This is a genomic window from Pseudomonas sp. B33.4 (assembly GCF_034555375.1).
Lineage (GTDB): Bacteria > Pseudomonadota > Gammaproteobacteria > Pseudomonadales > Pseudomonadaceae > Aquipseudomonas.
The window spans coordinates 3,239,619-3,262,394 of record NZ_CP140706.1; the positions used below are offsets into that span (position 1 = coordinate 3,239,619).

Below are 22,776 nucleotides of genomic sequence, written 5' to 3' on the forward strand. Positions count from 1 at the left end.
CGGACAGGACGGGTCGCCCGATGGCTATTCCGTAGCTCGGCAGAGGTGAAGCGGGTTGTGCGATGGCAGAAGGGGGGTAGCGGCTGGCGTATTCGCCTGAGGTGTTACCTGGGCGCGAAATCGTAGTTATAGAACGCCCGGGAGTGGTGATGGCCGTACTTGCGCGCCTTGCGCAGGTCGACCTGGTTGAGCACGGTGCCAAACACCGGCACATGGCTCTGCTGCAACGCGGCAAGGCCGCGCTGTACCTGGCTGATCGGCGTGCTGTCGGCCTTGACCACATAGATCACGGCATCCGAATGCCGCGCCAGCAACAGCGCGTCGCTGATCATCTCGGCAGGAGGAGAGTCGATAATGATGTGGCGGTAACGCGACCTCAGTGCCTCAAGCATGCGCGCCATGCGCGGTGAGCTGAGCAGATCCTGCGGCGGCGGCTGTAAGGGATTGAGCGAATCGGCCGGCGACGGCAGACGCCGGGCGGCGAACATGTCCAGCGGTGCCGGCAGGACCTTGCCGGCCGGCAACATGTCCAGATTGCCCACCGAGACAATGCAGTCTTCAAGCCTGGCGGTGCCGGCAATGACATTCGCCAGCCCCGGGCTGTCCGGTGGGAAATCGAAGTTCAGCGACAAGGTTGGCTGACGCATGTCGGCATCGATCAACAGCACTCGCTCGAGTGACGTCAGCGAGCTGGCCAGATTGTTGGCAATGGTGCTTTTACCCTCACCGGCAACCGTCGACGTCACCAGCACCACCTGCGAGGGCATTTCGCTGCTTTGCAGCATCAACCAGGTACGCAGGTTGCGAATGGTTTCGGAAAAACGTGGGTTGTCGTTATCCTCGAACAAGCGCGCCAGTTGCCGACGGGTTTTCTTCGTCACCAGCGGCACGACGCTGAGCAGTGGAATGTTCAGCGCGCTTTCGATCGACTCGTCGGTTTTGAAGGTATTGCTCAGGCTCTCGAACAGCAGCGCCAAGGCAACGCCGATCACCGCTGCGATTAATCCGACGATCGCGACAATCAGGGTTTTACGCGGTTTGCTCGCATCGACCGGGACAATGGCCGGGTCGACGATGCGCACCTTGGTCGAGTCCATGTCGGCGGTGGCGGTGGTTTCTTTCAAGCGGGTGACGAAGGTTTCATACAGCGCGCGGGAGCTGTCGACCTCACGCTGGAACTCGCGCAACTGAAACTCTTTGCGCGCAATGTCCTGGATTTGCGCCTTGTTGCTGTTGAACGACTGACGCAGCGAGGCTTCACTGGCAGTGGCGAGCTGGTATTGCCGCTCGATACCGGCGACCACTTGCTGCACCTGCAATTGCAGGCTGGTGGTGGCGGTGCGCAATTCGGTTTGCGCAGAAAGCAGGCTCGGGTGTTTTGGCCCATAACGGCCCGCCAGTTCATCCACCTTGGCTTGCGCCACAGCGCGGTCGGCCTGGAACTTCTGCACCAAAGGATTGCTCAGCACCGCAGGTACGCTGGAGAGGCGGCTCAGATCACCGTTGCCCAAGGCCTTCGCCTGGCGGTATTCGCTCTCGGCTTCAGCGCGGTTGCGCCGGGCGTCGACCATGCGATTACCGGTCATTTCCAGTTCGTTGGCACTGATGGTGGCAACGCCGCCGACGTCCACCAGACCTTGCTCTTCGCGGTAGCCCTGGAGCTTTTTCTCGGCCACGCGCAAGTTGTCGCGCAGCTTGACCAGCCGTGTGTTCATCCAGGCGGTGGTGGTTTGCGAGGACTTCTCGCTGGTATCGAGCTGGCTGTCGGTGAAGCCTTGCGCCAACGCATTGGCCGCCGCAGCTGCCAGAACCGGATCGGGCAACTCGACCTCGATCTCGAGCAATTGGCTCTTGCCGACGAACTTGACGCTGGTGTGCAGCATGAGGTTCTGCGTGACCTGATTGAAAACATCTTCTTCAGTGGGCTCGTCTTTTTTGCTCAGCGGCATCAAGCGGTTCAGCCCCGGGATCCATTGATCAAGGTCGAGATCCGCCAGCCACTGGCGCGGTGTAAACCAGGGCTTTGATTGCTGGCGCGGGTCGGTGACCGGGTGCGTGGTCAGGCCGAGTTTTTTCACTGCGCGTTCGGCAAGGTCACGCGATTGCAGGAGCGCCTGCTGGGTTTGCAAGTAATCCGTGGCGTTGCCGCCGGAATCCTTGACTTGCTGGAACGACATCAGCGGCGGGGTTTTATCGTTGAACAGTAAGGTCGTGCTGCCGATGTATTGCGGCGTGATGTTCGAGACCACAATCGCGGCCAGCGCAGCACTCGCCAGCACCAGCCAGGCGATGCTCCATTTGGCGCGCCAGATCACTCTCCAGAGCTTTAACAGGTCAAGGGTGTCCTTGTCTTCGCTGTACTGCTGATGCAGATGCGCTTGCAGAGGACGTTCGACGTAGGTGCTAGGGCTGTTGTCCATGATTAGAAAAAGCCTTGTGCAATGGAAATGGTGTCGCCAGGGGCAATCGTGGTGTTGCGCGTCACGTCATCGGTGAGGGTCGCGCCACCATCGCCGCGCAAAATGGTCACGCGTTTGATCGAGGCTCGCTCGGTCAGGCCACCACCCAAGGCGATGGCTTTCTCCAGGGTCAGGCCGGGCACGAACGGGTAACTGCCGGGTTTCTTGACTTCGCCATTGATGTAGAAAGAGCGGTATTCAATCTGGCTGAGGCTGACTTTGGGGTCGATCAGGTATCCCTGTTTCAGCCCGTCGACAATGATTTTTTCGACTTGGCCGGGGGTCAGTCCCTTGGCAGAGATCTCACCGAGAAAAGGGTAGGAAAAAGTGCCGGCATCACTGAGGCGGATCTTTTTCAGGCTCAATTCCGGCTCACCGAAGACGATGATCCGCAAGACATCGCCAGCGGCCAGTTTGTATTGCGTGCTGGGGTCTGCGGCAAAGGTATGAGGTACAAAACACAGGGCGAACAACAAGACGAGTGTGCGTGTGTTCATGTCGAGACCCTCTAAAGGCTGACGTTGAAACTGATCTGGAACACGTTGCGGGTGAAGCTTTCGTCGTCGGCATCGGAATCGTTGTCGCGATACCGATAGCCCAATTCGATATCCAGCCAGCGGCGCATCGCGTACACCACGGCGAGGTTGTAGTCCTGAAGATTGTCGGTACGGCTTTGGCCTTCGTAGACATAACGGCCGTATCCGGCCTGTGCCACCGTGGTGATGCGTTCGGTCCAGCCGTGGCGCCAACCGACCTGAGTGAACGTCGACTTCACGGCATCAGCGCCATCGTCGCCTTCGGCGAGGGCCTGACGGGCGACAAAGGTAAAGGTCGAATAGGTTCGCGGTTTCCATTGCAAATCGACTTGCCAGGTCGGGTTGTTGAGGTCTTTGGATTCGCTGTTGTCGAAGTTCTTGCGCTCATAACCGAGGCGCACTTTGCCCGTCGTACGTGCGGTGAAGTCCCACACGGCACCGGCCAGTACCGCATCGGACTTGCTGCTGCGCGGGCTGTTGGCTTGCTGATAATCAAAGTCGGTGTGGTCATATTCCAGCAGGCCGCGGGTGTTACTGCCGATGCGGTGGTACCAGGTGCTGGTGAGGGCGGTGGTATTGCGTTCCTTGTCGTCGTTGATGCCGTCGGCATTGTCGTAGCGAAGTTGCGCGTAACTGGCGCCGACATCGATTTGGTTGTCGGCACTTTTAGCGCCGAAGGTGTAGAGACCGCCCACGCGTTTATTGTTGAGTTTGTCGTTGATGCCCTCGACCGCCGTCGACTCGGTGCGCTCCCATTTACGGTATTCGGCATCGAGCTTGAGACGATGGCGGTCGGTGAACTCCATGATGCTGTCGGCACGCACACGCTGGGCTGTGTTCGAGGCATCGGAATCGTCGTGATAGATATAACGAGTGGGCTGCCAGATCAGTCGAGTCGCGCTGTTGCGATCTTCCGCCTTGAGCTCGAAGGTCGGCGCCAATTTGGTGACCATCGATGACTGTTTACTGTTTTCCACTTCGCGAAAGTTATCGTCATAACTTTCTGAAAACAAAAAGGATGGCGTGAAATCGAATCCGTAAACATTAATGGCTTGCGGATCGATACTCCAGGCCATTCCAGGATAGAGAGAGGCCATCAGCAGTGCGACAGGGCATCGTGACTTCAAAGCCATGTTATAGCTCCTGAGCAAAGGCCTATAAGGCAAGGGGGTTAGTGATAGTTCTGAACGTTGGGTTGTTGACGTTCGATCACGCTGAGTGGCAAGCAAACGGATTGTTCGCGATTAAGAAACTGCAAGAGGATCATCACCCGGTCGCTGCCGTGCAAGCCGAGAAACACGCCCTCCAAGGGTGCCAGCGGGCCGCTGACGATCTGCAGGTTCTGCCCCGGTTCCAGGGCCTCATCCGGCCCCGACAGTGATGATTCGATACAGCGCGCACGCAAGTGCTCGATGACGTGCTCTGCCACCGTCGCCGGACCGTGATTGAATTCGACGATGCGACTGACCCCGCGTGTAGAACGCAAGGGCCCCCAATTGTCGTTACGACTGAGTTGGATAAACAAATACCCGGGGAATAGCGATTCGCGCACTCGCTGTCGTTTCCCGCGAATGATGCGTTCACTGAGGAGTTGGGGGTGAAATACCACGTAATCCTGTTGGAGCAGGTTGAGATGAGCGCGCTCATCCTGACGTGGCTTGCATTGCAAAAGGTACCAAAAGGGACGTTCGGAGCTGATAACTGGCATGCTGGTAAACTCTGTAATGATCGAAAGTTTATGCAGGCAGGAGCTCTATCGAGGGCTAAGTAAGGGCAAAGGGTGAAAGTCTATTCTTATTTTATTAACACTGAAGTGTTTCAAACTTGAATCACACAGCGTTTCATTAAGGTGCGTCGAACTGCGGCGTGACGCTATAGTGTGCGGCGCATAGGCAATAAGCCGCGGCTTAACTTTTCAGAAGACAAAGCTACCGCACGGTCTGCTCATGCAGCTTTAATGATAGGTAACTAAGTAGTTGTCTCTGAAACGACAGGGCGCGAGTAGAAGATTGCTCGCGCCCTGTAAAAATGAACCTTGGTAGTTATCGGCCAGTCTTTGCGGTCTGTCAAACGTTCCCAGTCAAAAAACACGCCATTTATCCGCTAGTGATGGCACTCGTGCGCAGGTTATTGTTTTTTAAGGCGTCATCCTTTTGTCGGAAGGCAAGAAACTTTACTGTCACTTCAGAGTCGTCGCTTGCCATTTAGATCAGACGTTAAACCCCATAGTTGGGGAAGTTATAAAGTCTGGACTCCGCAAGTCGACCAACGCTATAACTAATCGCCTGGCGACTTGGCTGGAGAGGCGAATATGTCCGTTCTTGTTACAGGTGCTGCAGGCTTTATCGGATATCACACGGTCAGACGATTGATATTGCAAGGCCATCAAGTAATCGGCATCGACAATCTTAACGATTATTACAGCGTGGAACTCAAACAGGCGCGCCTCAAGCAGTTGAGCGAGCTAAAAGGTTTCCGTTTCCAGACCATAGACATTGTCGATAAGCCAGCCTTGATGGCTCTGTTCGAAGAGCAGGGGTTCACCGAGGTTGTGCATTTGGCCGCGCAAGCGGGTGTGCGCTATTCGCTCGACAACCCGGATGCCTATGCGCAATCAAATCTGCTGGGCTTTCTCAATGTGCTGGAAGCCTGCCGCCACTATCCACCTGCGCATCTGATCTACGCGTCGAGCAGTTCGGTGTACGGGGCCAACAGCAAGCTGCCATACAGCGTCGATGACGCGGTCGAGCATCCGGTGTCCCTGTATGCCGCCACCAAACGCGCCAATGAATTGCTTGCCGACAGCTACTGCCATCTCTACGGCCTGAAGGCCAGCGGCCTGCGGTTTTTTACCGTCTATGGGCCATGGGGCCGACCGGACATGGCGTTGTTCAGGTTCACCGAAGCGATCCTTCAGGGGCGGCCGATTGATGTTTACAACCAGGGTCAGATGGCGCGGGACTTTACCTACGTCGATGACGTTGTCGAAAGCATCGTCCGCCTGTGCCCGAAGCCGCCAACGCCCGACAAAGACGCCCGTGGCAGCCACCGGATTTTCAACTTGGGGCGGGGCAGGCCGATAGCGCTGCTGGATTTTGTCGACTGCCTGGAGACGGCATTAGGCATAAAAGCCCAGCGCAATTTGCTGCCGATGCAGGCCGGCGATGTGGTCAAGACCTGGGCTGATGTTTCGGCGCTGGCAGACTGGATCGGGTTTTCGCCGCAGGTCGAGGTTGAGGTGGGTGTGGCGGAGTTTGTACGGTGGTATCGCGAGTATTATCGGGTGTGATCGAAACAGTAGCGTCCCCGCTGACGGGGTGACGAGCGCCATGGGGACTGGATTACACCCTACGGTCTCGCGACTCCCGGCACATCCATATTGATCTTGCGCCAGAAAGCTTCCGCCAGACTGTAGACCGAGAAGGCAATCAGCCCCAAGGCCATCACCATCAAGATCAGCCAGCCAGCGGGTAGATTCTGCAGCGCATCGAGCGCTTCCTTCATACCCGGTGGATCCATGGCCTGATAGGTGGAGCCGCTGATTGCCAGCAGCAATGAAATCTCGATAAACACGACACCGCGCGCGATCAGACCAAACCGCGAGACCGGGCGGACGTAGCGCATGACATCCTCGTCGGCCTCGAAATATTTCTCGAACGTCGCTTTCCAACCCTTGAAGATGTGAGCAATGCCGACCCCAAGAGGAATGAGGGCGATCAGGTACACCAGCCAGTTCGAGTGTTCCCAGGACAGCAGATGCGCCAGCCAGTCTTGGGTTTGTCCTGCGGAATTGCCCGAGCTTTTAATCCCGCTTATGAGTAGGCCCAATGCAAAGAACGCCAGAGCACCGTTGACCAAGCCGCCCACAAACAGCCCTGTGCGAATCACCAGGCCTTTGAGTTTTTTGCCGTGATGATCGACATCACGCGTGGCTTACAGAACACGCCAGGCGGCAAACGCGAGCAGTCCCGCAACGACAAGCCCCACCAGAAAATAGCCGAAAGGCTGGCCCAGCAGGGCTTCCAGACTCTTGTGGCTGTCTTTCGGTTTGGTTGAATCCTGGGCTGCCAGTAACGCAAAGATACCGATGATCAGATACAGCATTCCCCGGGCGGCGTAGCCTCCCCGAGCGAGGATGACAAGGTTGCTTTGCGCGGACATGGGACGTATTCCTGTGAGGTCATAGGAGAGCAGACCCTTCTGGTCGGGAGGGGTTCTATGACCTGTCGAAGAACACAGTGAGCTGGTTTGTGCAGACAACTCATCAATAGCCGGAATCGTCACCTGATAAACCACGTCGTTTCGCTGCCGGCCGACATCGCCGACACAGAGTAGCCGCGCGGCTCATTCTGCGAGCGCTTTGGCCCTGGCAATTGAAAACGCTTTCGGCAGGCTGGCGCCATTCTTCGCCGCAAGAATCTCGGCCATCACACTGACCGCGATTTCCGCAGGCGTTTTGCTGCCAATGTAGAGGCCGATCGGCCCGTGCAGGCGCTCAAGCGACGCTTCGGTTTCACCAAAATGCTCAATCAGGCGTTCCCGGCGCAGCTGGCTGTTGCGCCGCGAGCCGATCGCACCGATGTAGAACGCCGGGCCGTGGAGCGCTTCGAGCAGGGCCAGATCGTCGAGTTTGGGGTCATGACTCAAGGCGACGATGCAGGTGCGCAGATCGACCGCGAAGTCGCGGACCACGTCGTCCGGCATGCCGACAATCCGCTCCACACCGTCTACTGCCCACGTCTCGATGTACTCGGGACGCGGATCGCACACCGCCACCTTGAAGCCGTTGAACAACGCCATGGTGGCCAGATATTCGGCCAGCGCGCCGGCCCCGATCATCAGCATCCGGTAGCCCGGTCCCAGAGTGTTAAGCATCTGCGCACCATCGAAACTGAATTGTTCCGGCGTTGCGGTGGATTCAAGTATGACCTGACCGGACTCCAGCGTCAGGCGACGGCGAACCAGTTGCCCTGCGTCCAGTTGCGCCAGCAGCTCATCAAGCGACTGCCACGCCGGGTTGAACTCAAGGATCAGTTCCAGCGTGCCACCGCACGGCAAGCCGAAGCGATGCGCCTCGTCGGCGCTGACGCCATAGCGCACCACTTGCGGTGCGCTGTCGCTAAAAGCGCTGCCGCCATGCGCCGTGGTGAAGCGAAGGATCAGATCGTCCTCGATGCAGCCACCGGACACGCTGCCCATCACGCGACCATCGTCACGCAAAGCCATCATCGACCCGGTCGGACGCGGTGAAGAACCCCAGGTGCGCGCAACCGTGGCGAGCAACACACGTTCGCCGGCGGCAAGCCAGTCCCGCGCTGTGCGCAGAACCAGCAAGTCGATGCTTTCCATCAAGCTCTCCTCTAGCGCATCTGCAGGATGATCGGGCTGCTGCTGGCCGGATCGGTGTGCTCACGCAGTTTGCCCACGGTCTGCGCATCGACAGCGCTGGCCTGATTGCCCCAGGTGCTGCGCATGAAGGTCAGCACTTCGGCGATCTGCTGATCCGACAACTGCTCACGGAAGGCCGGCATGCGATAGGCGTCCGGCACACCGGCGGCTACGACACGCTGCGAACCATTCAGGGTGATGTTGATCGCCGAAGCGCTCTCCTTGGCCAGTGCCGAGGTAGCGCCGGCCAGCGGCGGCATCCATTCAGGTTGACCCTTGCCGTCCAGACCATGGCAGGAAGCACAGCGCGTCACATAGGTATGCGCACCGGGTGAGTCCAGACGTTCCGTTGCCGACACTGCTTGATACTGCCAAGGCGCGCCATCCCGTTCGCGATCTCCGGGAAGCGACTTCAGGTAGTGGGCAATCGCGCTCAGATCGTCATCGCTCATGAACTGCGTGGAGTTGTTGAACGCTTCGGTCATCGAGCCGTAGACCACCGCGTGTTGGTTGCGCCCGGTCTTGAGGAACTGCACGATCTCCGGTTCGCTCCAACGGCCCAGCCCAGTGTTGTGATCATCGCGCAGGCTCGGTGCGTACCAGCCATCGAGCAAGGCGCCGGCGAGGTACGGCTTACCGGTGTCATCGAGTGCCTTCTCGTTGAACGCCAGGCCGCGCGGCGTGTGGCAACTGCCGCAGTGCCCGGCGCCTTGAACAAGGTAAGCGCCACGGTTCCACTGTTCATCCTGCGACGGTTTGGCCGCATACGGTTCGGCATCGACAAACACACCGTTCCACAGTGCAATCGGCCAGCGCAGGTTCAGCGGGAACGGAATCGCACTCGGGATGTTCGCCTGTTTCACCGGCGCCACGCCTTTCATGAAGAACGCATACAACGCACGCACATCATCGTCACTGAGCTTGGCGTAGGACGGGTAGGGCATCGCCGGATACAGACGGCGACTGTCGGGTGCCACGCCGTGACGCACCGCCCGGTCGAAATCCGCCAGGCTGTAGTGGCCGATGCCGGTTTCCGCGTCCGGGGTGATATTGGTCGCATGGATCGAGCCCAGCGGTGTGGCCATTTCCAGGCCGCCAGCGAACGGCGCACCGCCCGGCACGCTGTGGCAGGCCACGCAGTCGCTGAGCCGGGCGACGTATTCGCCTCGAGCGACCAGCGCCGGGTCGATGTCGGCCACGGCGATCTGATGGGTTTCAAGGCGCGAGACGGGCTCGCGGGTGACATACCAGGCCAGCAGGCCTGCCGCGACCAGGCACGGCACCGCCAGCCAGCCAGCGGTTCTTGCGAATCGGCTGTTATTCATGGACGCTCCGGCGCTAATCAAGTGAAGGTGTGTCGGCTCATGGGCAGGCTGCGCACCCGCTGACCGGTTAGCCTTGCCACCGCGTTAGCGACGGCGGGCGCGACCGCAGGCAACGGCGGTTCACCGATGCCGCCCATTTTTTCTCCACTCTCGACCACCCGCACATGGACCCGAGCCATCCGCGCAGGCGGCAGGATCGGATACAAGTCGTAGTTGCGCGCCCGGGGTTTGCCATCAATCCACACGGCTTCTTCCACCAGGGTTTGCGACAGCCCCAGCGCCACAGCGCCATTGACCTGAGCCTCGACAATCGCCGGGTTGACGATGCTGCCCGGATCAATCGCCTGCCAGATGTCGTGCACCTTGACCTGGCCATTCTCGATGGACACCTCGGCGATCACCGCCGTCTCTGTACCGAACGGTGAAGCCATGGCCACGCCGCGTGCACGTTTGCTGCCATCCTCGGCGGTAAACGGCCCGCGCTTCCAGCCGCCCGACAGTTCACCCACCGTTTGCAGCAGGGTGGTCAGGCGTTTGTTGTCGCGCAGCAAATGCAGGCGCAGGTCGAACGGGTCCTTGCCGGCCTTGTCGGCCAGTTCATCGAGGAACGATTCATAAAAGAAGTCGTTGAGCGAATTGCCCACCGAACGCCAGTAACCGAGCATCGCTGGACCTTTGACGTAGATCTGCGCGATGCGTTTGTTGGGGATCGCATAGGTTTTGCCTGACAACCCTTCAAGCGCCGTCGGGTCGAGCTTTTCACCTTGCTTGCCGGCGAGGGCTTCGGTCGGGCCTTCAGTGGCACTGATCGCTTCGATTGCCAGCGGCCAGCCGTCGGCGTCCAGAGCGCCACGGAAATTCACTGCGGCAACCGGACGGAGCACATCACGCAGGAACTCTTCTTCGCGACTCCAGATCAGCTTGACCGGGCGGCCAACCGCTTTCGCCAGCGCGATCGCCTGCGGGTAGGGACTGGCCGAGTCGTAGAGGAAATGCCGGCCGAAGAACCCGCCTAGCAGCGGCGAATGCAAGGTGATGCGCGACGGATCCAGCCCTGTGCGTTTGGCAATGTCGGCACGGAACATGTCCGGCGCCTGATTCGGCAACCAGACTTCCAGCGTACCGTCCGGGTTGAATCGGGCCAGTGCCGAAGGCGGCTCCAGTTGTCCATGGTTCAGGTATTGGTTGTGGTAAGTGGCGTCGATCCGGGTCTTGGTTTCCTTGAGGATCGACGCCACGTCGCCTTCGTTTTCATCATCTTTGGCCGGGCCTTTATCTTCGGCGAGGCGTTTGAACCAGGCATCGCTGGAAAAGTCGGCGGGCATCGGCCGCACTTTGCTATCGGCCGTTGGCTCTTGCCAGTCGACCTGAATTGCCTCGACGGCACGTTTGGCGTGCCACCAGCGCTCGGCGAGCACCGCCACGGCACCCGGCAGACGATGCACGGAATGCACGCCTTTCATTGCCTTGACCTGCTCTTCGTTGCGCAGGTTGCCGACCGTCATGCCCAGGCGCGGGGCATGTTGCACGGCAGCATGGAGCATGTCGTCGACCTTCAGATCGATGCTGTACAGCGCCTTGCCGGTGGACTTGTCGTAGGCATCGAGGCGCTTCACCGGTTTGCCGATCCAGCGGAACTGGCTCGGATCACGCAGTTGCACGGAGGCCGGATCGGGAACCGGCAGATCCATCGCGCGCTCGGCCAGTTCACCGTAAGCCAGCGAGCGGCCCGACTTGGCATGCACGACTTTGCCGGGCTCGGTGCTCAACTCGCTCACCGGCACGCCAAGTTGCTGCGCGCCTGCCTGCAATAACATGGCGCGGGCGAGGGCGCCGAGGCGGCGCATGACCGGGTAGCTCATGCGCACCGACATGCTACCGCCGGTGATGCGCATGCCGTTTTCCAACACCACATAGGCTTCGCCGGGCGGCGCCGCTTCAACCAGAAAGGTCGCCGGGTCGGCATCGAGTTCTTCACCGACAATCTGCGCCATCGCGGTGAACGTGCCTTGTCCGCCTTCCATGAACGGGCAGAGCAGGCGCACGCGGTTGTCCGGACGGATCTCGAGAAACGCCGGGACCTGCGTGCCGCGTTCAACCGTCGCAGAAGCGGCAGCTTGCACGCGCGTCGCACCCAGCGGCAGACCGAAGCCGAGGACCAGTGCACCGACGGCGGTACCGGTGAGAAAACGTCTGCGCGATACATTGATCGGCTCGTGCAGATCCAGTACCGAGGCTTGCTGTGAAGGGTCGATTCGAACGTTCATCACGCGTCTCCCTTGCCGGCAAGCTCATGCACGGCGGCATGAATGGCGTTGTAAGTGCCGCAGCGGCACAGATTGACCATTGCCGCCTCGATCTGCGCAGCACTCGGCTTGGGGTTTTGTTTGAGCAGCGCGGTGGCGGCCATCACCTGCCCGGACTGGCAATAGCCGCACTGAGCGACCTGCAGATCGACCCAGGTCGAGACCACTCGTTTGCCCACGTCATCGGTTTCGATGGCCTCAATCGTGGTGACCTCCCGGCCGACCACACCGGCCACCGGCGTGACGCACGAGCGCACTACATTGCCGTCCACCAGCACGGAGCAGGCGCCGCATTGCGCCAGTCCGCAGCCGTACTTGGTCCCGGTCATGCCCAGATCATCGCGGATCACCCACAGCAAGGGCGTATCGGCGTCGGCATCGACCTGATAGGTCTTCTGGTTGATTCGTAGTTCCATGATTCACCCGCTGATCATCGGTTGACGTGCATTGTTATGAGCGGTGACACGCGGCGAGGCGCATCAGCGTTTTTCGTTCAATTCGCGACTGTGCCGAGGGCTTCTGCTTCGAATGGCTGCCCGCGCAAAAGGGCGATGTCACGACTCGGCGCGGTGCCGAACAGCCGGCCATATTCGCGGCTGAACTGCGAAGGGCTTTCATAGCCGACGGCAAACGCCGCCCGCGAAACGTCGAGGCGCTCGACCAGCATCAGCCGCCGCGCTTCGTTGAGCCGCAGCCATTTCTGGTACTGCAGCGGACTCATGCCGGTGAGCTGGCGGAAATGATGGTGAAAGGTCGGCGCGCTCATCTGCACCCGCGCGGCCAGATCGTCGATGCGCAGGGCATCTGCGTAGTTGAGCTTGAGCCAGTCAATCGCCTTGGCGATGCGATAACCCTGACCATCGACGGCCGTGATCTGCCGCAGCCGCGCACCTTGATCGGTGTGGAGTAACCGGTAGTGGATTTCGCGCAGAATCAGCGGCGCCAGCACCGGGATCGCCTCGGGTTCGTCGAGCAATGCCAGCAGGCGATCAAGCGCGCCCTCCAACGCCGACGACAGACTGCCAATCGCGGCGCCCGTGCCCGTTGCTGGCTGCCGCTTGGCCGGCAAGCCGCTCTTGGTGATGACCTCGGCGAGCATGCTCACATCCAGCTTCAGCACGAGGCCGACACAGGGCTGCTCAGGACTGGCAAGCATCACTTCGGAGTTGGCGGGCAGATCCAGTGAGGTCACCAGAAACCGTGAAGGGTCATAGCTGTAGCCCTCACCACCGACCCACAAGCGCTTCTCGCCGCGACCGACCAGAATCAGGCTCGGTTCGATCATGCACACCACGGGCGGCGCCGGTTGGTCGCGACGAAACAACGACAAGCCAGGGATGGCCGTGGCGAAGTCACCCGGGGCCTTCACGCGCGGGTCAATGTGCAACGCCAAAGGTGATTTCTGCGGCAGAGGGGTAGGGATCATGTCGGGTCACTCCTGTTGACCGAACTCTAATCCGCGCGCGAGACGTTTCCTATCCATCACCCTGCATCGCCAGAGGATCAGGCAAGCATTCAAGAGGAATGCACTAGGGAAGGGCCGGATTGACCGGGAGAATGTGTCTATCTGTTACAGGGGCAGTGCTCGCAAGAGCGACAAACTGCTTGCCCCTGCGCATCACACCCATACGTTTTTTCGCACCACAGGTAGTTCCCATGACCTTTCCTTCTACAGATCCTTCTAAAAGAACAGGCGGCTGGAGCGCTGTGCTGGCCATGTCGCTGGCCGCATTCGCTTTGGTCGCTTCAGAGTTCATGCCGGTTAGCCTGCTGACGCCGATTGCGGCAGACCTGCACATCACCGAAGGCCAGGCCGGGCAGGGGATTTCCGTGTCGGGCGCCTTTGCCTTGATCACCAGCCTGTTGATCGCCTCGGTCGCCGCGCGCATCGAATGCAAACAATTGCTGCTGGGCCTGACCTTGCTGATGATCGTCTCCGGCACGGTGGTCGCGGTCGCGCCGGGCTACCCGTCTTTCATGTTAGGGCGCGCGTTGATCGGGATTGCGATTGGTGGTTTCTGGTCACTATCGGCGGCGACTGCAATGCGTCTGGTGAAGCCTGAACAGGTTTCGCGAGCGCTGGCCATCGTCAATGGCGGTAACGCGCTGGCCACCGTAATCGCCGCTCCGGCGGGCAGCTTTCTTGGCTCGCTGATTGGCTGGCGTGGCGCATTCTTCTGTGTGGTTCCGGTCGCGGTGCTTGCCGCCGTGTGGCTGATGATCAGCCTGCCGTCGTTCAAGGCTGAGCGCCAGGCAAATAGCGGCAACGTCCTGCGCCTGATGAAGCAGCCGCCGGTGGCCTTGGGCATGGTCGCCGTCAGCGTTTTTTTCATGGGCCAATTCATGCTGTTCACCTACCTGCGACCCTTTCTTGAAGGCGTGACGGGCGCCAGCGTTTCAACGTTGTCCTTGATGCTGCTAGGGCTGGGACTGGCCGGTTTTGTCGGCACCTTTCTGATCGAACGGTTTATGGGCCGCGGCCTGTACCGCACGTTGACCGTCATCCCGCTGATCATGGCGGCCATCGCGCTGGCGTTGGTCAGCTTCGGCAAATCACCGGTGCTGACCGCCGTGTTGCTCGGCCTCTGGGGACTGGTCGCCACGGCCGCACCGGTCGGCTGGTGGACATGGCTGGCGCAGACGCTTCCGGATGATGCGGAAGCCGGAGGCGGCTTGCTCGTGGCGATTGTTCAACTGGCAATCGCCGGTGGCGCGATCATTGGTGGTCTGGCTTTTGATTTGAGTGGTTATAAAGCTACGTTCGAGCTTAGTGCCGCTGTCTTGGTTGTCGCGTCGGTGTTGGCGTGGATGGCGGGGCGCAATGCCACGGAGGTTCATCTTGTCGAGGCGAATGCGGCTGCTTGAGGGGAGCAGCCGTTTCTCATGAGGCAGTGTTGGAAGTCGATGACAATCCGGATTTTCCGGTTTTTCGTTGACTTGGGGCGTTTTGGTTCAGCGATCAATCATCTTGTGACGATGGAGGGGGGATGCCCATCTGAGATTGGGCGGGTGTGGAGGGTCAGCTTTCGGCCAATTGCGGCCCATCAATTAAAGGCGCTTTTGTCCGAAAAGCACCATTCAAAAATATCTGTAGCACGACGCGCAGGCACCGACCTCAAGGACGATGTAGCCCTGTCGCATCCCGCCAGTACATGGTTTGTTCGAACTGAAAGCTAACTAGAAAGAAGGCTGAACACGACTGAGATATTGATTGGGCGACTTTTTCCAAATCGTCTATAGCCGACTCTCCCTCTGGTTCGGGCCCTTTAATTCTGATGGTACAACGCACAGCGACAGGAAAGTCGATACCCATTGTATTCTCAGCATAAATCGAGGGGTCACCGAAAGCGTCATCGGTACGTAATTTAAGTCCTGAGCTAAATTCAGCGTATAGCCCATCTTCTGTTACCTCGACTTTTCGAGCACCAGCATTCTCAAGGGCATTGCTCAATGTCAAAATTGTGAGCGTACTATCAGCTTCCAAGCACAGATCAAGACTCATCAATCCTCCCTTTTTCCCGATGAACACTTGCACCAAATTTGAATGCGATTGTCGCGACAGTGTAGTTGACTAGCGGTACGAATGTCCGCTTCTGGGCCGAAAGCAGATGTTCGAAAACAGGTTGATGCGATCTCGCGTGACTGGCACGTAACGGTGAAAATCAAACGTCCTTGCTTTCACCTTGCCGATTGATGGCCAGATTGACAGTGCCCGCGATTAAGCGGGCACCGGTTCCTATATGGGAAAAAGGCCTACACGCCTGCTTACCAGTTGTAACTCAATTTGGCGGTAACCTCGCGACCCGGGTTGTAGAAGTTTGCTGTGCCGGAACCGACCACGTGCTGCTCATCCAGCAGGTTGCTGAGGTTCACCGCAAGGTCGGTGCCTTTGGCGATCTTGTAGTTGAAGGCGGCGTCGAACAGCGTGGTGCCATCGCTTTTGCCGGAGTTGGCGGCGTCGAAGTAATAAGAGCCGATATAGCGCGCTCCCAAGCCAACGCTGACATCAGTCGCGGGCACGTCGTAGTAACTCCAGAGCGAAGCGGAATGCTTGGGTGCCGTGGCGAACTCATTACCCTTCAGCGAACTGCCGTCGAACAACGCACCGCGCAGTACCTCGGACTCCATATAGGAATAGCCACCGATCAGGCTGAGGTTCTGCGTCACCTGCGCCTTCGCCTCCAGGTCGAGGCCACGCGCCCGCGACTCGCCCACGGTCTGTTGCTCAATGATGCCGCTCGGCAGCACCACGGCGATGGTGACGTTTTCCTGAGTCAGGTCATAAACGGCTGCGGAGAACAGGGCGTCCATCCCCATCGGCGCATACTTCACGCCTATTTCGTACTGCCTGCCCGTCTGCGGGGTGACGCCAACCTGCGGCGGCGAGACGGATTCCACCATGCTCACATAGGTCGACACCTCGTCGTTGACGATATAGGTCAACGCACCTCGGTAGGAGGTTTCGGAGAAGGTGTCTTTCTCAGTGGATTGCAAGCCTTTGCTGGTCAGGTCCATCGAGTCGTTGCGCACACCGCCGGTGACGATGAAACGCTCGTAGAACGACAGGTTCTGCTGAAGGAATACGGCCTTGGTGGTCGCGTCTCGCTTGTTGACGGCATATGGCGCGATTGAGCGTGAAACGCCAGTAAACACGGGGTTTGCAATGTCAATCGAGGTCGTCGGGGCGTAGACCGAGCTTTCCTTGGTGGTCGAATCGAGGTACTCCACGCCCACCAGGCTGCTGCTGTCGATGTTCTCGAAGCGGGCATCGTATTGCAGCATCAGATTGCCGTTGAACTGGTCGGCTTCGGTGTCCGTTCCAAACTGATAGCGGTCAACGGTAGTACCGACACGTGCGGCGCTGTCGCTCAGGTAAACGTAGCCAAAATCATCGGTCAACTTGCTGTAACGCAGATTGCTGCGCAGCACGAAGCCGTTGTCGAAGTCATGGGTGACGTTACCGCTGAGACTGGTGCGCTCGACATCGTGAAAATTGTAGCTGGGCTCGCCATAAAACTTGCTGCGGTCGTATTCCTTGTCCAGCGGATAACCGCCACTGTTGGGCGAACTTTCGGTTTTCAGGTAGTCCAGAATCATCGTCGCCGACGTGTAATCCGTCGGTGCCCAGGTCAGGCCACCCATGAACAACTGGTTATCGTCCTGCGAGTGATCGTACTCGCGGTCGCTGTTTTGGCCCTTGGCAGTAAAGCGGCCAGCCAGGGTTTTCTCGTCGTTCAGCGCATCCCCCACATCGATGCCTGTCTCGACATGGTCAAAGGATCCGTAGGTCACATAGCCTTGGCCAAACTGCTCGAAGCGCGGCTGCTTGCTCACGAAATTTACCGAGCCGCCAGGGTCCGCCGGGCCAAACAGGGTGGAGTTGGCGCCACGCAGAATCTCGATGCGCTCATAAGCGAATGGATCTTCGCGTACGCCGCGCATCGAACTCAGGGTCAAGCCGTCCCGGTAGGTTGTAGCCTGAAAGCCGCGGATCTGGAAATAGTCGTTGCGGTCATCCGTACCATAGAAGTCAGTGATCACGCCGGGTGTGTATTGCAGCGCCTCTTCCGTGGTGCTGACGCTGCGTTGCTCCATTTCTTTGTTGGTAACAACTGATACCGATGCCGGTGTATTGAGAATGCTGGTCGCCACCTTGCCGCCAACCCAGAGTTCCTTGGCGACCACCGAGTTGGCGTCGTCGTCGGCACTGACCCTGACCTTGGCATTGATGATGAGAGGGGCAAGGCGGTAGTCCTCGACGTCCGTTGCGTCGAGTTCCAGCGGGCCGGCGGTCTTTGCTTGAGGGACCAGCAGGTAAGCATTCGGGCCTTGCTGTTCGATCTGCAATTGGCTCCCCTGCAGCAACGATGACAGTGCTGTAGACGTATCGAGCGAGCCATTCACGCCAGCGGTGGTGCGGTTCGCAACACTCGACGCGTCGAAGGAAAGACTGATGCCGGCCTCGCGCGCAAAGCGATCAAGCGCCGGCGCCAGTGGGCCGGCAGCGATGTTCCACTGCTTTATTTGATTGCTGTGGTCAGCGCTCGACGTTTGCGCCAGCGACGGCAATGTGTAGCTGCTGACGATCAAACCCAACATCGCACCCTGCAAGGCACGATTCAATGGATGGCGCTGTGAAACCGGGGACGAACTCATTTTCTCGCTCCAAGAAAGGACATCGACAGACTGGCCTGTATTCCGGCCTTCCTTAGAGGTCGAACGATAATGAGAAACCACCTCATTATTTTTCAGGTAGTTTTGATGGGCTCAGGTAGCAGCGGTCACGGTTACCCAATAACGGGTTCGGTAATCAATGTGCAAGCGCAGTGATTGCGCGATCAGTGCCAGGACCTGATCGTTGTCGCCGAGCTGGAAGGTGCCGGAAACGCGGCGATCCGCAACCTCTTCGGCGCAGCGCAATACCCCTGGGCGATAGCGCGACAACTCCACGATGAAATCCTTGAGGCGCATATTGCGCGCACTGATCACGCCGTCACCCCAGCTCCACAGATCAAGACCGTTGTCGCTGAACGTTCGGGCGCCACTTGATGTGAACAGCAACTGATTGCCTGCCTGGACGCTGCGGCTCGCAGGACTTTGACTGGCGCCGGGGAACACCGTGACTGATCCTTCCTGAGCTGCGACCAGCGTGCCTTCGTCAAGCTCGCGTGCCAGAAAGCGGGAACTTTGGGCGCGCATGATCCCGTCGCGTGATTGCACCCAGAACGGTCGCGTTTGCGGCGAGTGTTGATCGGCGCCGACATTCACGATGATTTCACCCCGTCGCAGGATGATCAGGCGTCGCTGGGCGTCGAAATCGCTGTCGACGGCGCTATCGCTATTGAGTTGGATAAGGCTGCCATCATCGAGTTGGAAACGTCGTCGCTCGCCGGTGCTGCTGCGCTGCTGCGCAAGCATGGCGGGTACGGGTGTGTAGTCCCGGCCGAGCCAGGCTGCCGTGCCAACGGTGGCCAATATGCCCAGTAGTTTCAGGCCGTCCCGCCGCCGCATTCCCTGATGGCTGCCATCAAGGGTTTGGCGCGCCAGTTGAGCGGGTACGCCGGCAAACTCATCCCCAAGCGTTTCCACACGCTGCCACGCCAACACATGCTCTGGGCGCTGCTGCAGCCAGTGCTCAAAAGTAAGCTGTGTTTGTTCATCGGCTTGATTGAAGCGCAGGCGCACCAGCCATTGGATCGCCTGTTCAACAATGGCCGGATCCAGCGCCTGCGGCTCAGGCCTCGACATAACGCAAGCGATAGCAGTGTTGCAGGGCAGTGGCTAGGTCGCGCTCAATCGTCGCGCGGGAAACACCGAGCTTTTCGGCTATTTGCGCGCACGTCAGACCGTCGAGTCGGGCAAATAAAAACGCCTGGCGAACCCTTGGTTTAAGCATGCTGAGCATGCGGTCTATGCGCTCCAGCGCATCAAGAATCAGCAGCCGGCTTTCTTCCGAGGGAACCTCGTGTTGAGGCAGCAACGTGACGCTTTCCAGGTAGGCACGTTCGAGTTCGCGACGACGATACTGATCAATCATCAGTCCGCGGGCGATACTGCTCAAATAGGCACGTGGTTCGCGCAAGGGGCTGGACTGACGGGATTTGAGCAGACGTACGAAGGTGTCCTGCGCCAAATCTGCTGCGTTATCGCGACATCCAATGCGTCGGATCAGCCAGCCGTGTAACCACGAGTGGTGGGTGCGATAGAGCAGCCCTAGATCTGCAGTACCTAGCGTTTCATCGCTGCGCATCGAATCCCCGGAAAGTACATGATTGATAATTAATCTCATTCTACTCAGGCGACAGGCCTTAGGCAAATACGAAGCGTTCAGCGTTCGCATTGGTGCGAATGGCGTCACCCTGTAGGGGCTGCGAGTAAAAGAATGCATCCAGCGTCTGGACGATTTGAACGCTAGCCAGCGGGCACTTTTTCGTTCAGACCCTGGCCAGCAGAAGGCCGCTCAGTGTGCCAATGACGGTTGGGTCGCGACCGAGACAGTGAAGACCACGACAAACAGCACGACGACTCCCCAGAACATCACCATGACTGTCACCATGAAGACCTTAAGGCCTTGATAAAGCCTGCGCAGCCAATGGCCTTCGGGTTTTGCTTCAGAGCGGGTTCTTAGTACGCCTTTCAAATAGAAGCCGAGGAGCGCCAATAGCGCGCCATCGATTGCCAGTGCAGGCAGACCGGCTACGGGGAAAATGCTTTCCCACCGATAGAAAGAAGACCGGCTCAGAAAGACCACATAACAAGTCAGACTGCCGTAGGGCAGTGCTCTCCACCATTTGCCGGCCAGCGCGCCGACCATCAGGCACATGATCACCATGAACGGGCTGAGCAGAATATGGAGCATCCACTCCATTACGTTGGGCAAGTAGTCCGGGGAATGGATGCTGCGCCAGAGGTGTTCCAACATTGATCGGGTTCCTACCGTCCATGAAGTAAGTGCTGCTGCGGTGCTTCCGTGCTGCAGCACGGTATCGGCGTGTTTTCGGGTTACATAAGGGCTGTTGTGTGAATAGGGGAAGAAGGGACGTTCAGGGAGGATCGGTTCTGCCCATAACCATCGTTCACACAGCTCAATCGCTAAAGTTCCAGCCAGTCAGAATGAAGCTGCGGAAAACGCACTTGCAGCCACTCAATAAAAACTTGAACCTGGGGCGCAAGATGAGTCCGGCTCGGGTATAGCAATGACACGGGACGAGGGGCTGGCCGATAGGGTTTTAGAATTTCCACCAAACCGCGACTTTCCAAATGCTTGGCCACGGCGATCCCGGGCGCCTGAATTATTCCGAAGCCCGACACGCCACACTGAACGTACGCATTCGACTCGGTGACGGTGATGCCGGCGTCAGGCACAAAGGATCGATCCTGAGCTTTTACCGAAAAATGCCAGGGCAATATTCTGTTGCTCTGACCGGACAAGAAGTTGACGCCTCGATGGGAGGCCAGATCGTCGAGCGTCTTGGGTTCGCCATGCTCGTTCAAATACTCTGGCGCGGCACACGTCACCATCGTCGCCATTGCGACAGGGCGAGCGATCAGGCTCGAATCCGGTAGATCGCCGATACGCAACGCACAGTCGACGCCTTCGCCTATCAAGTCGACGGCCCGATCAGTCACGCCCAGAATCATGTTGATACCTGGGTAGCAGACGGTGAATTCTTTAAGGCTATTGATGAATTTCATCTGTGCGAAGGCGCTTGGGATATCGACGCGAAGTCGGCCTGTGAGCGTTATTCCGGATCGATCGAACATTGAGGTCGCAGCAGAAATATCCGCCAGAATTTCCTGTACCCGCTCATAGAACCTTTCGCCCTCGGCGGTGAGGGCGACCTTTCTCGTGGTGCGCTGGAACAAGCGCACGCCCAGTGACTTTTCCAACTCCTGGATATACCGAGTCACCTGAGGTCGCCCGATGTCCAGCGATTCGGCGGCTTTGGTAAAGCTGCCAAGTTCGGCAAGCCTGGCGAACAGTCGCATCGATTGAAGCAATTCCATGACGCTTTCCTATGACACCCGAGTGAATCAAGAGGTTGAACATGATTGTTATCCAAGAATAGAACAATCATGTCTTTTTCCACGCATTTATTGCGCACCTTCAAAAGCGAAAAATGCACCCAAGGCAGAACCGGTTCTGGTTCGAGGCCATTGATGTGTATTTGGAGATTGGCAATGAAAGCGTGGTTATTGAAAGATTTCGGACTCGAAAACCTGCAATTGGGAGAGGTAGCGACCCCGCAACCCAAGACTGGCGAGCTACTGGTGAAAGTCGGTGCTGTCTCGCTCAACTTTCGCGACAAGGCTATCGTCGACGGCATTTACGAACCGCACATGGTGCCCAAACCGCTGATTCCCGTGAGCGATGCAGCTGGCACGGTTGTGGCGATTGGTGACAACGTCACGCGTTTTAAAGTCGGTGATCGCGTCAACTCCCATCTTTACTCACGTTGGCTGGATGGCGAGCCAGGGCCGAACGAACCCGATTACTGCTTCGGTTCACCGTTGCCCGGCGGTCTGGCCGAGTACATGATCATCCATGAAGACAGCGCCGTCGGTGCACCCGACAACATGAGCGACGAAGAGGCGGCAACACTTCCCATTGCTGCGCTCACAGCTTGGTATTCGCTGGTGGACTTTGGACAAATCCAGCCCGGTCAAACCGTATTGGTTCAAGGCACTGGAGGTGTATCGATATTTGCCGTGCAGATCGCTACTGCACTGGGCGCAAAGGTAATCGCAACATCAAGCAGCGACCAGAATCTGCAAACCGTGAAGGGGCTGGGGGCTGTGGCGGGCATCAATTACAGAACCACCCCGAAGTGGGCAGACGAAGTGCTGAAACTGACCGGAGGTAAAGGCGTCGATTTACTACTTGATGTGGCCGGTGGCAGTGGCATCAACCAATCGGTCGCAGCAACCAAGGCATCGGGGCGTATTGCGCAGATCGGCTTTCTGACAGGACAAACCGTTGAACTCAATCTGATGCCACTCATTTTTCGCCAGACGACCATTCGCGGAATCGCCGTGGCGCCGCGCTCATCATTCGACCGGATGAATAGTTTCCTCAACGAGCATAAAATCCGTCCCGTGATCGATCAGGTTTATCCGTTCGAGAAAGCACGAGAAGCTTACGAACATCTCGCGAGGGGAGCATTTGGGAAGGTTGTGATCAAAGTCGCTTGATAACGTTAAGGCGCCAATTTTGGCGCCTTTTTCTGGCCCATCGCAGCAGATTCGCCAGCAGAGTCTGAGT

The 22,776-nt window shown here is 58.5% G+C and carries 18 protein-coding genes and 1 pseudogene; 3 read left to right on the forward strand and 16 right to left on the reverse strand.

Features of this window, described 5'->3' with window-relative positions; translation table 11 throughout:
• Positions 1–104: 104 nt before the first annotated feature.
• The 4 genes from U6037_RS14185 to rfaH are packed head-to-tail and all read right to left on the reverse strand — an operon-like array spanning position 105 to position 4,703.
• On the reverse strand, positions 105–2,420 hold the full coding sequence (locus U6037_RS14185; protein ID WP_322847220.1) for a GumC family protein: 2,316 nt from the start codon (positions 2,418–2,420) through the stop codon (positions 105–107).
• A gap of 2 nt (positions 2,421–2,422) precedes the next feature.
• Positions 2,423–2,956, reverse strand: a complete 534-nt coding sequence (locus tag U6037_RS14190) for a polysaccharide biosynthesis/export family protein (protein WP_095118956.1) — start codon at positions 2,954–2,956, stop codon at positions 2,423–2,425.
• An 11-nt stretch (positions 2,957–2,967) separates the two neighbouring features.
• On the reverse strand, positions 2,968–4,128 hold the full coding sequence (locus U6037_RS14195) for an outer membrane beta-barrel protein (protein WP_322847221.1): 1,161 nt from the start codon (positions 4,126–4,128) through the stop codon (positions 2,968–2,970).
• A 38-nt stretch (positions 4,129–4,166) separates the two neighbouring features.
• Positions 4,167–4,703: a transcription/translation regulatory transformer protein RfaH gene (rfaH, locus tag U6037_RS14200; protein ID WP_322847222.1), complete on the reverse strand. Its 537-nt coding sequence runs from the start codon at positions 4,701–4,703 to the stop codon at positions 4,167–4,169.
• Positions 4,704–5,306: 603 nt separating this feature from the next.
• Here rfaH and U6037_RS14205 point away from each other — a divergent pair.
• Positions 5,307–6,284 carry an NAD-dependent epimerase gene (locus U6037_RS14205; protein WP_322847223.1) on the forward strand — a complete coding sequence of 326 codons (978 nt, stop codon included), beginning with the start codon at positions 5,307–5,309 and terminating at the stop codon, positions 6,282–6,284.
• A 59-nt stretch (positions 6,285–6,343) separates the two neighbouring features.
• Here the strand turns inward: U6037_RS14205 and U6037_RS14210 are convergent.
• The 6 genes and pseudogenes from U6037_RS14210 to U6037_RS14235 form a co-directional block, all read right to left on the reverse strand.
• Positions 6,344–7,156 (reverse strand): annotated as a pseudogene (locus tag U6037_RS14210) (DUF1206 domain-containing protein).
• Positions 7,157–7,339: 183 nt separating this feature from the next.
• The gene (locus U6037_RS14215) at positions 7,340–8,344 is read right to left on the reverse strand and encodes an XdhC family protein (RefSeq protein WP_322847224.1); all 1,005 of its coding nucleotides are present in this window, start codon (positions 8,342–8,344) and stop codon (positions 7,340–7,342) included.
• A gap of 11 nt (positions 8,345–8,355) precedes the next feature.
• Positions 8,356–9,708 carry a cytochrome c gene (locus U6037_RS14220; RefSeq protein ID WP_322847225.1) on the reverse strand — a complete coding sequence of 451 codons (1,353 nt, stop codon included), beginning with the start codon at positions 9,706–9,708 and terminating at the stop codon, positions 8,356–8,358.
• A gap of 17 nt (positions 9,709–9,725) precedes the next feature.
• Positions 9,726–11,975, reverse strand: a complete 2,250-nt coding sequence (locus U6037_RS14225; RefSeq protein WP_322847226.1) for a xanthine dehydrogenase family protein molybdopterin-binding subunit — start codon at positions 11,973–11,975, stop codon at positions 9,726–9,728.
• Positions 11,975–12,430 (reverse strand): (2Fe-2S)-binding protein, encoded by a 456-nt coding sequence (locus U6037_RS14230; RefSeq protein WP_322847227.1) that lies wholly within the window; start codon positions 12,428–12,430, stop codon positions 11,975–11,977. The genes U6037_RS14225 and U6037_RS14230 overlap by 1 nt, the downstream gene beginning before the upstream one ends.
• Before the next feature lie 77 nt (positions 12,431–12,507).
• Positions 12,508–13,440: an AraC family transcriptional regulator gene (locus tag U6037_RS14235; RefSeq protein ID WP_322847228.1), complete on the reverse strand. Its 933-nt coding sequence runs from the start codon at positions 13,438–13,440 to the stop codon at positions 12,508–12,510.
• Positions 13,441–13,670: 230 nt separating this feature from the next.
• Here U6037_RS14235 and U6037_RS14240 point away from each other — a divergent pair, with 230 nt between their 5' ends.
• Positions 13,671–14,879, forward strand: coding sequence for an MFS transporter (locus U6037_RS14240; protein ID WP_322847229.1), 1,209 nt, complete (start codon positions 13,671–13,673; stop codon positions 14,877–14,879).
• Positions 14,880–15,129: 250 nt separating this feature from the next.
• On the opposite strand, the gene U6037_RS14245 is transcribed toward U6037_RS14240, so the two are convergent.
• From U6037_RS14245 to U6037_RS14270, 6 genes are all read right to left on the reverse strand, one after another.
• Positions 15,130–15,516, reverse strand: coding sequence for a hypothetical protein (locus U6037_RS14245; protein WP_322847230.1), 387 nt, complete (start codon positions 15,514–15,516; stop codon positions 15,130–15,132).
• 263 nt (positions 15,517–15,779) lie between these two features.
• A complete protein-coding gene (locus U6037_RS14250) occupies positions 15,780–18,170 on the reverse strand; it encodes a TonB-dependent siderophore receptor (RefSeq protein ID WP_322847231.1) in 2,391 nt (796 codons plus the stop codon).
• 111 nt (positions 18,171–18,281) lie between these two features.
• A complete protein-coding gene (locus tag U6037_RS14255) occupies positions 18,282–19,262 on the reverse strand; it encodes a FecR domain-containing protein (RefSeq protein WP_322847232.1) in 981 nt (326 codons plus the stop codon).
• Entirely contained in the window at positions 19,249–19,764 is a 516-nt protein-coding gene (locus tag U6037_RS14260) for a sigma-70 family RNA polymerase sigma factor (protein WP_038361474.1), read from the reverse strand. The genes U6037_RS14255 and U6037_RS14260 overlap by 14 nt, the downstream gene beginning before the upstream one ends.
• Before the next feature lie 210 nt (positions 19,765–19,974).
• A complete protein-coding gene (locus tag U6037_RS14265) occupies positions 19,975–20,436 on the reverse strand; it encodes a hypothetical protein (RefSeq protein WP_322847233.1) in 462 nt (153 codons plus the stop codon).
• A 170-nt stretch (positions 20,437–20,606) separates the two neighbouring features.
• Positions 20,607–21,521, reverse strand: a complete 915-nt coding sequence (locus U6037_RS14270) for a LysR family transcriptional regulator (protein ID WP_322847234.1) — start codon at positions 21,519–21,521, stop codon at positions 20,607–20,609.
• A 174-nt stretch (positions 21,522–21,695) separates the two neighbouring features.
• Between U6037_RS14270 and U6037_RS14275 the strand changes: the two genes are divergently transcribed.
• Positions 21,696–22,706: an NAD(P)-dependent alcohol dehydrogenase gene (locus U6037_RS14275; RefSeq protein WP_322847235.1), complete on the forward strand. Its 1,011-nt coding sequence runs from the start codon at positions 21,696–21,698 to the stop codon at positions 22,704–22,706.
• Positions 22,707–22,776 lie beyond the last annotated feature (70 nt).